The organism is Synechococcus sp. A10-1-5-9, assembly GCF_047716785.1.
Taxonomy (GTDB): Bacteria; Cyanobacteriota; Cyanobacteriia; order PCC-6307; family Cyanobiaceae; genus Synechococcus_C.
On sequence record NZ_CP180406.1, the window covers coordinates 1,554,318 to 1,567,007 of the forward strand.

Annotated in this window: 15 protein-coding genes; 6 read left to right on the top strand and 9 right to left on the bottom strand. The window is 62.3% G+C overall.

All coding sequences use genetic code 11. The features are described from left to right. The first annotated feature begins 41 nt into the window (after positions 1 to 41). Genes egtB through ACLM45_RS08610 form a run of 4 tightly spaced genes read left to right on the top strand, consistent with a single transcriptional unit; the run spans position 42 to position 2,966 of the window. Positions 42 to 1,238 carry an ergothioneine biosynthesis protein EgtB gene (gene egtB / locus ACLM45_RS08595; protein WP_415408802.1) on the top strand — a complete coding sequence of 399 codons (1,197 nt, stop codon included), beginning with the start codon at positions 42 to 44 and terminating at the stop codon, positions 1,236 to 1,238. Then, positions 1,235 to 2,206: an L-histidine N(alpha)-methyltransferase gene (gene egtD / locus ACLM45_RS08600; protein ID WP_415408803.1), complete on the top strand. Its 972-nt coding sequence runs from the start codon at positions 1,235 to 1,237 to the stop codon at positions 2,204 to 2,206. The genes egtB and egtD overlap by 4 nt, the downstream gene beginning before the upstream one ends. A gap of 26 nt (positions 2,207 to 2,232) precedes the next feature. Then, a complete protein-coding gene (locus ACLM45_RS08605) occupies positions 2,233 to 2,481 on the top strand; it encodes a hercynine metabolism small protein (RefSeq protein ID WP_006042530.1) in 249 nt (82 codons plus the stop codon). After that, the gene (locus tag ACLM45_RS08610) at positions 2,481 to 2,966 is read left to right on the top strand and encodes a hercynine metabolism protein (protein ID WP_415408804.1); all 486 of its coding nucleotides are present in this window, start codon (positions 2,481 to 2,483) and stop codon (positions 2,964 to 2,966) included. The genes ACLM45_RS08605 and ACLM45_RS08610 overlap by 1 nt, the downstream gene beginning before the upstream one ends. Positions 2,967 to 2,990: 24 nt before the next feature. Here ACLM45_RS08610 and ACLM45_RS08615 read toward each other — a convergent pair whose 3' ends face one another. From ACLM45_RS08615 to ACLM45_RS08645, 7 genes are all read right to left on the bottom strand, one after another. Next, complete coding sequence (locus tag ACLM45_RS08615) at positions 2,991 to 3,254, bottom strand: hypothetical protein (protein ID WP_131455631.1); 264 nt, start codon at positions 3,252 to 3,254, stop codon at positions 2,991 to 2,993. Positions 3,255 to 3,333: 79 nt separating this feature from the next. Beyond that, positions 3,334 to 4,803, bottom strand: a complete 1,470-nt coding sequence (gene lysS / locus ACLM45_RS08620) for a lysine--tRNA ligase (protein WP_415408805.1) — start codon at positions 4,801 to 4,803, stop codon at positions 3,334 to 3,336. A 54-nt stretch (positions 4,804 to 4,857) separates the two neighbouring features. Beyond that, positions 4,858 to 5,667 (bottom strand): response regulator transcription factor RpaB, encoded by an 810-nt coding sequence (gene rpaB / locus ACLM45_RS08625; protein ID WP_038005264.1) that lies wholly within the window; start codon positions 5,665 to 5,667, stop codon positions 4,858 to 4,860. 135 nt (positions 5,668 to 5,802) lie between these two features. Then, positions 5,803 to 7,119: an ABC transporter substrate-binding protein gene (locus ACLM45_RS08630; protein WP_415408806.1), complete on the bottom strand. Its 1,317-nt coding sequence runs from the start codon at positions 7,117 to 7,119 to the stop codon at positions 5,803 to 5,805. After that, a complete protein-coding gene (locus ACLM45_RS08635) occupies positions 7,116 to 7,619 on the bottom strand; it encodes a rod shape-determining protein MreD (protein ID WP_415408807.1) in 504 nt (167 codons plus the stop codon). The genes ACLM45_RS08630 and ACLM45_RS08635 overlap by 4 nt, the downstream gene beginning before the upstream one ends. A 3-nt stretch (positions 7,620 to 7,622) precedes the next feature. Continuing rightward, a complete protein-coding gene (gene mreC / locus ACLM45_RS08640; RefSeq protein ID WP_038004551.1) occupies positions 7,623 to 8,366 on the bottom strand; it encodes a rod shape-determining protein MreC in 744 nt (247 codons plus the stop codon). A gap of 5 nt (positions 8,367 to 8,371) precedes the next feature. After that, positions 8,372 to 9,424: a rod shape-determining protein gene (locus ACLM45_RS08645; protein ID WP_006042538.1), complete on the bottom strand. Its 1,053-nt coding sequence runs from the start codon at positions 9,422 to 9,424 to the stop codon at positions 8,372 to 8,374. Between the two features lie 152 nt (positions 9,425 to 9,576). Here ACLM45_RS08645 and ACLM45_RS08650 point away from each other — a divergent pair, with 152 nt between their 5' ends. Continuing rightward, positions 9,577 to 9,975, top strand: a complete 399-nt coding sequence (locus tag ACLM45_RS08650; protein WP_415408808.1) for a single-stranded DNA-binding protein — start codon at positions 9,577 to 9,579, stop codon at positions 9,973 to 9,975. A gap of 8 nt (positions 9,976 to 9,983) precedes the next feature. On the opposite strand, the gene ACLM45_RS08655 is transcribed toward ACLM45_RS08650, so the two are convergent. Both ACLM45_RS08655 and ahcY read right to left on the bottom strand, forming a co-directional pair. Then, on the bottom strand, positions 9,984 to 10,643 hold the full coding sequence (locus tag ACLM45_RS08655) for a DedA family protein (protein WP_006042540.1): 660 nt from the start codon (positions 10,641 to 10,643) through the stop codon (positions 9,984 to 9,986). Between the two features lie 60 nt (positions 10,644 to 10,703). Continuing rightward, complete coding sequence (gene ahcY, locus ACLM45_RS08660; protein ID WP_415408809.1) at positions 10,704 to 12,134, bottom strand: adenosylhomocysteinase; 1,431 nt, start codon at positions 12,132 to 12,134, stop codon at positions 10,704 to 10,706. Between ahcY and tsaE the strand changes: the two genes are divergently transcribed. Further along, positions 12,133 to 12,678, top strand: coding sequence for a tRNA (adenosine(37)-N6)-threonylcarbamoyltransferase complex ATPase subunit type 1 TsaE (gene tsaE / locus ACLM45_RS08665; protein ID WP_006042542.1), 546 nt, complete (start codon positions 12,133 to 12,135; stop codon positions 12,676 to 12,678). The two genes, ahcY and tsaE, sit on opposite strands and share 2 nt — an antisense overlap. Positions 12,679 to 12,690 lie beyond the last annotated feature (12 nt).

Genomic DNA, 12,690 nt, shown 5'->3' on the forward strand with positions numbered 1-12,690 from the left:
GTGTGTAGCCCCTAGGGTCACCGCCAGTGCGCCCACCCGCTATGGCCTCCGGCACGCTTCTGAACCGGTTGATGGCCGTGCGGCATACCAGTGAAGCCCTGATCGAACCGCTGGACACTGAAGATCTCAACCTTCAGGGGATGGCCGATGCCAGCCCCCCCAAATGGCATCTGGCCCACACCACCTGGTTCTTCGAAACCTTTGTGCTGCGGCCCCACCAGCCGAGCTATGAACCGGCCGATGCCCGCTGGAGTTACCTGTTCAATTCCTATTACGAAGCCGTCGGTCCGCGCCAACCACGTCCCCAGCGGGGCCTGTTGAGTCGTCCGCCGATGCGGGAGGTGAGCCAATGGCGGAGCCGGGTCAACGCGGCTCTCGAACGCCTGCTGGAGAGCTGCGACGACGCGCCCTGGGTAGACCTGGTGGAACTGGGACTGCAGCACGAGCAACAGCATCAGGAGCTGATGCTGATGGATCTGCTGGACGGCTTCAGCCGCCAACCCCTCGAACCGGTTTATCGAAGGGACTGGCAGGAGCCCGCATTAATCCACACCGATGACGTCAGCCCCACCTGGCTGGCCTGCACAGGCGGCCTGGTGGAGGTGGGGCATGCGGAAGCCAGCTTTCACTTCGACAACGAAACGCCCAGACACAAGGTGTGGCTGGAACCGTTCCAGATCGCCGATCGCCTCGTGACCAACGGCGACTACCGGCAGTTCATCGACGCTGGTGGCTACGACCGCCCCGAGCTCTGGATGAGCGAAGGCTGGACGGAATGCTGCCATCGTGGCTGGAGGGCACCCCGCTACTGGCGAGGGGATCCCACCGGCGAGGGTCCCTGGCACTGGGAGTTCACCCTTGGAGGACGCTGTGCCCTGGCAGAGCACAGGCCAGTACGTCATCTCAGCTGGTTTGAAGCAGATGCCTACGCCCGCTGGGCCGGGGCTCGCCTGCCCAGCGAGGCGGAATGGGAACGAGCCAGCCACACCCATGGCGAGCAGCTGCAGCAAAGCCACGGTGAGCTCTGGCAATGGACGTCGAGTCCTTACCGCCCCTACCCGGGATTCCAGGCGGCCAGCGGTGCAGTAGGCGAATACAACGGCAAGTTCATGACCTCCCAATTCGTACTGCGGGGCAGCAGTCAACTCACACCCAGGGGCCATTCCCGCGACACTTACCGCAACTTCTTTCCCCCGGCCAGTCGCTGGATGGCGGCAGGTCTGCGCCTGGCTCGATGACCACCCTCACGCCCTCGAGACCAGAGCTGATCGACCTACATCCACCGGCGGCGGACATGCTCCGGATGGTGCGGCACGGCCTGCGACAGGAGCCACGCCAGCTCCCAGCCTGGTTCCTCTACGACACGGAGGGGTCGCGGCTGTTTGATCAGATCTGCGAGCAGCCCGAGTACAGCCTCACGCGCACGGAAATTGGGCTGCTGGAGCGCTCGGCGGCAGCGATCGCCGCCGCCCTGGGAGACGGGGTGATCGTGGAGTTCGGCGCTGGCAGTGCCCGCAAGGTCGGCCCCCTGCTCAACGCCCTCCAACCTTCCGCCTACGTCGCCCTCGACATCAGCGCCGCCCATCTCCGCCAGGCCACAGCCGCACTGCAGAGCCGCTATCCAGGCGTGCCCATGCTGGGCATCTGCTGCGATCACAGCGAACTGGAAGCCCTGCCGGAGCATCCTCTGCTGCAGAACCAGCGCCGCATTGGCTTTTTTCCGGGCAGTTCCCTGGGAAACTTCACCCGCCTGGAGGCTGTTGCGCTGCTGCGGCGCTTCCGGCAGCTTCTTGATGGCGGGCCCCTGCTCCTGGGCCTGGATCAGCCCAAGACACCCGCACGGCTCGAGGCGGCCTACGACGATGCCGCCGGCGTGTCCGCCGCCTTCGCCCGCAACCTGCTGCATCGGCTGAATACGGAGCTGGGGGCCACATTCGACCCGGAGTGTTTCCGCTACGAAGCGCTTTGGCAGGCTGCTGAGCACCGGGTACGCATGGCCCTCGTGAGCCGGGAGCCTCAGTCGGTGACGATCGCCGGTGAATGCTGGGGTTTCGCTGCCGAGCAACCGCTGGTCACCGAATACAGCGTGAAATACACCCCGGCCATGGCCCGCGCCCTGGCCGCGGAAGCGGGCTGGTGTTGGAGGCAGCGCTGGCACGACCCGGCCGACGATCTCTCCCTGCACTGGCTGGAAGCGGCAAACTGAGCCCAGAAACCGAGCGAGGCACCGCCATGAGTCGAGAAGAGCAACGGCGCACGGTGCGACTGCAGCGGGAATCGCTGATGGAGGAGCTGGAGACGGTGTACCGGCAAGCCTTCGAGCGCCTCAGTGAGCTGGAGCTCGGGGACGGATCGGTGGCCCGACTCACCCAGCTGCTGCTGCGCTCGCGGGATGGGGCGATCACCCCCCTGCAGGAAGAGATTGAAGCGCCCCTGATCACCCGTGCACCGGATGAGATCGTCGACGAGGCTGTGGACTGATGGCTCCGACCTGGCTGGATCAACTGGAACGCAACCTGGAGGATCGGCTCAATGCCTTCCTTCAGGCGAACCCGGATCAGGATCGCTTGTTGCGCGAGCAGCATCTCCAAGACCGCCAGCATGACCTGAACCGTCGCCGGGATCAGATGCAGAGTCAGGCCAAAGACCTGCGCCGGCAGCTGTTATCCCTGGCGGAACAAGTCCAGGCCTGGGGTGAACGCAGCCGCAAGGCTCACGCCGCCGGGGAGCAGCAACTGTCGGTTCGAGCTGAACGCCACGTGCAGACGTTGATGGAGCAGGGCCGAGCTCTCTGGAGTGAACTGGAGACACTCGGACGCGATTTTCAAGGCCTGGATCAGCAGATCAGCGATCTGCGCCGGCAGGCCACAAGTCAATCCAAAGGACGCAGCCTTGATGAAGACTGGGCCCTTTTCGAAGCCAGACAGGAGCTGGAAGAGCTCCGGCAACGCCAAGGTCTCAACTGACCGCCGTCTTGAGCGCTTCCTTAATCAGGCCTTGGGAGCAGGAGGCACCAGGCTCACATTTTCCGGCGGAGGGGTGGGATCGGGATCGGCGATCAGCATGTGCTGGAGCACAATCTCAGGGCGCTCACTGTCGCGCCAGCGAATCCGATAGGCGGGCATCTTGGTGCCCCGGCTGGTGGTCTGCTCCACAGGCTCCATCACCCAGCCGCGGCGGGAACGGCCTTGGGGATTGCGCTTGACCACCGCATCGGCGTGCTTGAAGCGGAAACCTACGCGCTCACCACTCATTGGAAAGGGACCATGCCACTGTTGACCATTATCCACCCCGAGGGTGCCCAAACGCTCGCCCGGTGGTCCAGCTTGATACTCACCCCTCCGGACGCAGCAGCGGGAAGGCGATCACATCACGGATGGAGGGACTGTCAGTGAGAAGCATCACCAGGCGATCGATGCCGATGCCAAGGCCTCCTGTGGGAGGCATGCCCACTTCCAGCGCCTGCAGAAAGTCCTCATCCACCCCCTGGGCTTCCTCATCGCCAGCCGCCCGGCGGGCCTGCTGATCCTCCAAGCGCCCGCGCTGGTCGACCGGATCAATCAACTCGCTGAAAGCATTGGCAGTCTCCCGTCCAACGATGAACAACTCGAAACGCTCCACCAGGCCGGGCTTGCTGCGGTGTTTGCGGGCCAGAGGTGAAATCTCCTCGGGATAATCGAGCACGAACGTGGGCTGGGTCAGGTTGGCTTCCACGGCATGCTCAAACGCTTCATTGAGCAGACGACCTACGGAATCGGCCTTCTCTGGAACGGGAAGCCCCTTGGCCGCCATGGCCTCAGCCGCCGCCTCACGATCGGAGAAGGTCGTGAAGTCGAGGCCTGTGGCCTCTTCCACCAACTCATGCATCGTCGCCCGGCGCCAGGGCGGGGTGAGATCGATCTCCGTACCTTGATAGGCGAGCCGCGTGCTGCCACAAACCTGCTGGCAAACCGACGCAATCATCGACTCGGTGAGGTCGATCATTCCCAGGTAATCGGTATAAGCCTGATACACCTCCACCGAGGTAAACTCAGGGTTGTGGCGGGTGCTCATCCCCTCGTTGCGGAAGATACGACCCAGCTCGTACACCCGCTCAAAACCGCCCACCACCAAGCGTTTGAGATGCAACTCGGTGGCGATGCGCAGGTAAAGCGGCAGATCCAGTGTGTTGTGGTGGGTGATGAACGGGCGCGCATCAGCTCCACCCGCCTCCGCCTGCAACACGGGCGTTTCAATCTCCAGGAACTCGCGCTCGTCGAGCCAGCGCCGGATCGCACTCACGGTCAACGCCCGGCGACGGAAGGTCTCGCGCGACTGGGGCGTGACGATCAAATCCAGATAGCGCTGGCGGTAACGCTTCTCCACGTCCGCCAAACCATGCCACTTATCCGGCAGGGGCTGCAGGGACTTGGCGAGCATGGTCCACTCCGCCACCTTCACCGACAACTCCCCCCTGTCGGTACGGCGCAACGTGCCACGCACGCCGATCAGATCGCCGGCGTCGACAAGAGACGTGATCTGAGCAAAGGCCTCGCCGAGCGCCGCCTTCTCCAGAAACAGCTGGATCGTGCCGGTTTCGTCGGCAAGGGTGAAGAAAGCAAGCTTGCCCATCACCCTCCGGGTCATCACCCGACCGGCAACAGCCACAGCGCAATCCCTCTCCTCTCCCTTGGGCAAATCGGCATGATCGGTCTGCAGCCGAGCCATCCGGTCGGTGGGGTCAAAGGTGAGGGCGTAGGGCTCCCGGCCCTGGTCGCGCAGGGCAGACACCTTCTCAAGGCGGGTCTCACGCAGATCAGACACGGAGCAGAATGCAGTCGGCGCCATCCTGCCGGTCGACGGGACCCAGGTCGATAATCAGCCTGCGACTGCTACCGGTGCGTTATCACCCATCCGCTGGGATGAGTAACCAATTCCACGCACAGTGAGAATCAGCTCAGGATTGCGGGGGTCGGGCTCGAGTTTGCCCCGAAGGCGAGCCACATACACATCGACAACGCGCAGGTCGGCGGATCGGCGGGGAGGATAACCCCAGAGTTGTTCAAGAATTTCAGCACGGGGAACCACCCGCCCTGGCTCACGGAACAGCAGTTCCAGCAGGCTGAATTCGGTATAAGTCAGCGCAATACGCTCGCTGCCTCGGGTGACTTGCCGGCGATTGGTGTCCACGACCAGCTCTCCGACCCTCACAACGCCTTGACCAGTCGGTAGTTCTCTCGGCTCTGCACTTGCCGAACCGCGGCCTACACGACGAAGGATGGTCGCGATCCTCGCTTCTAGCTCTTTTGGGCTGAAGGGCTTAGGTAAGTAATCATCGGCACCGAGGTCTAGGCCGGCCACCCGCTCTGAGATGGCTTCGAGGGCCGAGAGGAAAATGATCGGCACACAGGATTCAGCCCGCAAACGGCGGCACACGGCGAAACCGTCAAGCTTTGGAAGCATCACATCGAGCACTACCAAATCGGGAGACTCCCGATGGAAGAGTTCAAGTGCTTCTTCACCATCCTCAGCGCAGACCACGCGATAACCAGCCAACTGGAGACGCATCACCAAGACGCGACGAACAGCAGGCTCGTCATCCACCACCAAAAGGGTTGCTTTGTCTGCTGCCGGTCCGCTGTTGACGGGGCCCTGGCCACTTAAAAGCTGGGATGGCCCGTCTGACATCAAATGGTCAATGAAGAAACGCAACCCTACCGTTCAACCTGAACGGATTGAGGCCAAACCCTCTCCCCAAATCCAGCCTTTGGGTTCTTTTAAGAATCTGACGACACAGGGCGCTCCCTATCAGTGGGTCGCGGATCAAGGCCAGCGGGAGCTGGCGTAGCGATTCCATTGTTGCTCCGCTTCCAGCAAAGCCTGCTCACTGCTGATCTGAGCAAGCATGGCCCTCTGCAGCTGCGTGTAAATGATGCTCTGCAGCCGTTTGATGCCTGGCGTGGCCGGCACCAACACCCGTGCGCGTTTCAGGGTGTCGGCGGACAGCAAACGGGCTTCACGGATCTGTGCCTCGTCCGCACTGGCCGGTTGCTCGGACTTCAGCTCAGCTCGCACTTGTTCAAGGGCCTTCAGAGACGAGGGCAGCACTCGCGCTTCCTTAGCGAAACGGGCCTGGTTGGGGCCATTGGTGAGGAACAGAGCTAGCTCCACAGCCTCTTTTGCCTGGTCGCTCTGGCGCGGCACCGCCAGGGTCATCAACGCCACATTGGCCGTTCCATCGGCACCGGTGAGCGGCGGTTGAGGCAGGGTGACCGCCGCCACCCCAGGAGCATTGGTCTGGATGCTGCGCAGAAACTCAGCACCACTGGCCAGCAGCGCCAACTCCCCGCTCTGATACAGCTCGATCGCCCGTCGCTGCCCTTGGCTCACCACTTCCCTCGGCAGCAGGCCTTCCCGGTAGAGATCCGTCCAGAACGCAAAAGCCTTGCGGCCGGCCGGGGTGTTGAAGGCCGCACGCTGGCGATCATCGAGCAGGGTCACACCCATCTGCACCATCGACTCCAAGAGCTCAGCGGAGTCATCCGGCACCACGGTCACAAACAGCCCATAACGCCCAGTCCGCTCGCGGATCGCCCTGGCATAGGCGGGTATTTCCTCCCAGCGCCGGGGTGATTGGTCCAGGCCTGCTTCGCGCAGCAGGTCGCGGTTCACCAGGCTCAGGCGCACCGTGAGGTACCAGGGGATTGCGATCTGTCCGGCCTCTGGATCCCGAGCCGCATCCCAGACCGACGGCAAGTAGCGCTCTGCCGCACCATCGGGCAACAGCGGCGTGAGATCCGCAAGCCCTCCCTTACTGGCCAGATTGGCGGCAAAGGGGGGGTTCAAATTCACCACATCCGGGGCCGTGCGCGCGAACACTGCTGCCAGCAGCTTGCGTTCCACCGATCCCCAAGGCAGATCGGTCCAACGCACCGGTGCTTCAGGGTGGCTCGTGTCCCAGGCCTTGATGACCGAGGTCATATATGGATTGAATTTGGGTGCCAGCTGCAGGGTCCAGAGCTGAAGCGTCCCCTCCGGTGCCGCCGGCCTTCGGCATCCCCAGCCGAGCGTCGCCACACCGGCGAGAGCCAGGCCCACCAGCCATTGCCGCGTCCGCCGTCGTCGTTGCTTAAAGGTCATGCAGGTGCGCGGCGTCGCCAGAGGAGCAGTTGCCAGGATCCGACCATCGGCGCCAACAGTCCAGTGATCAGGGCTTGGGCCAGGGTGGTGTGCAGGGCCCAGGCCTGAAGCAGCGCGTCGGCCGATCCCAGCATCAGCAGCTGCAACCAGAGGCTTAACCCCAGCACCAGGGTGCCGATCCAAGCCAGCAATCCGATGTTGAGACTGCGCTGGATCGGCTGACCGCGTCGCCCGAGGCGGCCCCACCACCATCCCATCAGCACCAATGCAGGAATCTGGCTGCTATCCCCCAAGCTGAGGCCATCGAGCACCAGACCGAGCGCAGCACCTGCAATCCCACCGGACACCGGGCCATCCACAAGCGCCCAAGGCAGCAACCAGAGCATCGCCCAGCTGGGCCCTACCCCATCCAACACCAACCAGGAGGGAGCCACCAACTGGAACAGGGGAACCAGGAGGGCGGAGGCCACACAGATCGGTTGACGGTGCAATCGAGCCATGAATCAACGCACCTGCACCTGCACCCAGTCGATGGCATCGGGAGGAGCAATCAACTGCACCAGGGCGGTCGGAGCGGGAACGCCGCGCAGGTTGATGGACTGCACGACGGCCACCGGCAGATTTGGGGGGAGCAGGGTGCTGGCCGGGGATGTGCTAACGAGATCACCAGGCCGCACCTGCACCTCTTTGTCCAGAAACTGCAGCTGTGGGCGTGCCGTGCCAAGGCCTGCCAGCAGACCGTGCTGACGGGTTCTCGGCAACCAGACGCCGATGCGGCTCCCCGGTGCCGTTAGCAAGCGCACCCGACTGGTGGCCGGGGTCACGCTCTGAACGCGGCCGACCAATCCACCGGGGCCAATCACCGCATCATCCTTAGCGATGCCGTTGAAGGACCCTTTACCAAGCTCCAGTTGCTGCCACCAGCCCGATGGCGTGCGTGAAATCACGGCCGCCTGCACCCGATCGCCCGAGGACAACCGGTCGAGCTCCAGCAGGCCGCGCAGCCGTGCATTGTCCTGTTCCAGCAACTGAAGGCGGGACGTAGCGTCTTGACGGACGGCCGACTCAATCCACTCCCGCTGCGCTGAGCCAGGCCAGAAAGGCCGGCTGAGCAGAGCAAAGGCGTCAGCGAACCCGGCGCCCTTGCTCAGCCGCACCAGGCCGAGAACCACAAGAAGGATGAACCAGGGCCAGAGCCGGCGAAAAGAGCGCAATCGAGACCCCTGAGGCCTCTGGGACAACCCCATGACGATCAGACGGCAGCCGCTGCTCTCACGAATTCAGGGGTATCCAACACGCGCTGCAGACGTTTGTAATCCTCGAGCACCTGCCCGCACCCCTTCACCACGCAGAGCAGAGGGTCTTCGGCGATGTGGGTAAAGATACCGGTCTCATGGCTGATCAGGTCACTGATGCCACGCACAAGTGCTCCGCCTCCGGCCAGCATGATGCCGCGATCCACAATGTCGGCTGCGAGCTCCGGAGGGGTGCGCTCAAGTGTGCGCTTGACGGCTTCCACAATCACATTCAAAGGCTCGGCAATGGCCTCGCGCAGATCACCGGCCTGCAACTGAAGGGTGCGGGGAAGCCCGGAGAGAAGATGCAGACCACGCACATCCATCACGGTCTGATCGAACTCGTTGTCAGGGAAGGCCGAACCGATCCGAATTTTGATGTCTTCAGCAGTGCGTTCACCCACCACCAGATTGTGCACTTTTTTGAGATAAACACCGATGGAATCGCTGATTTCATCACCAGCCACCCGCACCGACTCGCTCAGCACCGTGCCGCCAAGACTGAGAACAGCCACCTCGGTCGTGCCACCGCCAATATCCACAATCATGGTGCCAACGGGCTCGGTGACCGGCAATCCGGCACCGATGGCAGCCGCCACTGGCTCGTCAATCAGATGCACTTCCCGAGCACCGGCGAGACCAGCCTCCCGGACGGCACGGCGCTCAACCCCGGTCACACCGCTGGGGATGCCGACCACGAGCCGAGGGGCCACAATGCCGCGCCCCTCATTGCCCTTCTGAATGAAGGTTTTGAGCATCTGCTCAGCGGCGTCAAAGTCGGCGATCACGCCATCGCGAAGCGGACGCACAGCTCGAATGTTGCCTGGGGTGCGCCCAAGCATCAACTTGGCTTCATCGCCCACGGCGAGCGTTGCACCCCGCTCGAGATCCAGCGCTACCACCGATGGTTCCTGGAGCACAATGCCTTTGCCTGAAACGTAAATCAGGGTGTTGGCTGTGCCGAGGTCGATACCGATGTCGCGGGACAGTTGGAAGCGACGGAAGAGCACTGGCTGAGACATCGTTCGAAGAATCATAGGGGCAGTTTCCAGGCCCATCTGTTACATCAACCGATGAAGGTGGAACTCCTTGAAGGCAGCCACGACAACCGTCAGTTCTGACAGCCGTGGCGCATCATTGACCCACTAACAGGAGAGATTCAATGGGAGTCAATTCCGTGACCCTGGTCGGCCGTGCCGGCCGCGACCCCGAAGTCCGTTATTTCGAATCGGGCAGCATGGTCGCCAACCTCACCATCGCGGTGAATCGCCGCAGTCGTGATGACGAACCCGACTGGTTCAACCTGGAGATCTGGGGCAAGCAAGCCCAGGTGGCCGCCGACTACGTGAAGAAAGGGTCCCTCCTGGGGATCATCGGCAGCTTCAAGCTCGACCGCTGGACCGACCGCAACAGCGGAGAGGAACGCAGCAAACCCGTGGTGCGAGTGGATCGGCTTGAGCTGCTCGGCTCCAAGCGTGACAGCGAATCGGGCGCTGGAGCCTTCGGTGGTGGGAACAGCTTCGGTGGTGGCAGCGCTAGCGACGAGGACGTTCCCTTCTGAGTCGCGGTTCAGTCGGCGGCGTTGCGCCGCCGCCAGACCCTCAGGCCCAGCCAGATGCCACCGGCGATCACCGCGATCACCAGCAGCACTTTGATCACCTTGCTGACGGGATCAATCCACAGCTCAACATTGCTGTACCCCTCTCCCAAAACCATGCCGGCAATGGTGAGCAGCAAGGTCCAGATCAGGCTCCCTGCTGTGGTCCAGATCAGAAAGGGCGTGATCGGCATCAGTTCAATTCCTGCCGGAACTGAAATCAGTGTGCGAATGCCTGGAACCAAGCGACCCCAGAACACGAGTGCTGTGCCGTAACGGCTGAACCAGCGTCGGCTGCGGGCCAGTTCTTCCGGGCTGATGCCGATCCAGCGGCCATGGCGCCCGAGCCATTGCTCGATGCGCTCCTCATTGATCAGCCTGCCGATGCCGTACCAAGGCAGTGCACCGATCACGGTGCCCAGAAGCCCGGCAAGCACAACGGGAATGAACTGCAGCTGGCCCTGCTGCACATAGAACCCCCCGAGGGGCATGATCAATTCGGAGGGAATGGGCGGAAACAGGTTCTCGAGGAACATGGCCGCAAAAATCGCTCCATACCCAGCCAAAGGATTGGCGGCAACGGCCTGACCGATCCATTCCGGAAGCTGGGTGACGAATTCAGAAAGCCCCATGGAGCCTGCGCAAGCTCGCGCAAGTCTTCCATGGGGCACGCGGGCAACCGAGCAGAAGGATCAGTAGCGGTAGTGGTCGGGCTTGTAGGGACCCTCCACCGGCACATTGATGTAATCGGCCTGATCCTTACTCAACTCGGTGAGCTTGGCGCCGATGCGATCAAGGTGCAGACGGGCCACCATCTCATCGAGGTGCTTGGGCAGCACATACACCTCCTTGCCGTACTCATTGCACTTAGTGAAGAGCTCAATCTGAGCCAGCACCTGGTTGGTGAAGGAATTGCTCATCACGAAGCTGGGGTGACCGGTGGCGCAGCCGAGATTCACCAGACGGCCTTCGGCCAACAGGATGATCCGGTTGCCGCTGGGCAGGGTGATGTGATCCACCTGGGGCTTGATGTTCTCCCACTCGTACTCCTTGAGGGAAGCGACATCGATCTCATTATCGAAGTGGCCGATATTGCAGACGATGGCTTCGTCCTTCATCTTCTTGAGGTGCTCATTGCGGATCACCTGGTAATTGCCGGTGGCAGTCACGAAGATGTCCATTTCCCCGACCACGTCCTCGAGACGGACCACGCGGTAGCCCTCCATAGCCGCCTGCAGGGCACAGATCGGATCCACTTCAGCGATGCACACAGTGGCGCCAAGACCGCGCAGGGACTGGGCTGAACCCTTACCCACATCGCCATAGCCCATCACCAGGGCCTGCTTACCGGCCACCATCACGTCGGTCGCCCGCTTGATGCTGTCCACCAGCGACTCGCGACAGCCGTAGAGGTTGTCGAACTTGCTCTTGGTGACCGAGTCGTTGACATTGATGGCAGGGAAGGGCAGCTCACCGCTCTTCTGCATCTTGTAAAGACGGGCCACACCTGTGGTGGTCTCCTCGGTCACGCCTTGAATCTGAGCCTTGGTGCGGCTGTAGAAGCTGGGGTCCTGGGCCAGCTTCTTCTTGATCGAGGCGAACAGGAACGTTTCTTCCTCGTTACCAGGGTTATCGAGCACGGTGATGTCCTGCTCGGCCTTGCTGCCCAGCATCACCAGCCCGGTGGCATCGCCGCCGTCATCCAGAATCATGTTGGGTGAGCCACCGTCGCTCCACTCGAGGATGCGGTGGGTGTAATCCCAGTACTCCTCAAGGGTCTCGCCCTTGACGGCGAACACCGGGATATCTCGGGCAGCCATGGCGGCCGCCGCATGATCCTGGGTCGAGAAGATGTTGCAGGAGGCCCAGCGCACCTCGGCGCCGAGCTCCACCAGGGTCTCGATCAGACAGGCCGTCTGGATGGTCATATGCAAGGAGCCGGCGATGCGGGCGCCCTTCAGGGGTTTCTCCTTGCCGTACTTCTCACGCAAGGCCATCAGACCAGGCATCTCGGTCTCAGCGATGTCCAGCTCTTTGCGGCCGAACTCCGCCTGATTGATGTCCGCGATAACGAAATCCGCGCCGAGCTTCAGTTCCGTCGCGGTTGTGGGCGCTGCCACCATGAGTTGTTGCTCCCTGGGAAACGTGGAGGTGAATCTCTGCAGAGACGCCGAGGCTTCGGGCTCGCTCGATTTGGACTTTACACAGAGTGTTTGGGACCTTGAGACCCTTGAGACGACGCAACGGCTTGGACAGCACTTGGTCAAGCATTTGCCCAGGGGAAGCATCTTGCTCTTGCAGGGCCAACTGGGAGCGGGCAAAACCTCTCTGGTGCAAGGCCTTGCGAAGGCCTGTGGCATCACTGAACCAATCACCAGTCCAACCTTTGCCTTAGCCCAGCACTACCAAGACGGGAATCCGCCCCTCATCCATCTGGATCTCTACCGACTGGAAGCTCCAGGGTCAGCCGATGAGCTGTTTCTGCAAGAAGAAGAAGAAGCCCGCGCGATAGGAGCCCTGATGGCGGTGGAATGGCCGGAACGCCTCAATCTTTCCCTTCCTGAAGCCTGGCGCTTGGACATCACCTATGCACCAAGCGGCGGACGCAGCGCCAAGTTGCATCACCCGACGTTGCCCATGGATGCTGAATCGAAGAACAGCATCTAGACCGACAGCAGG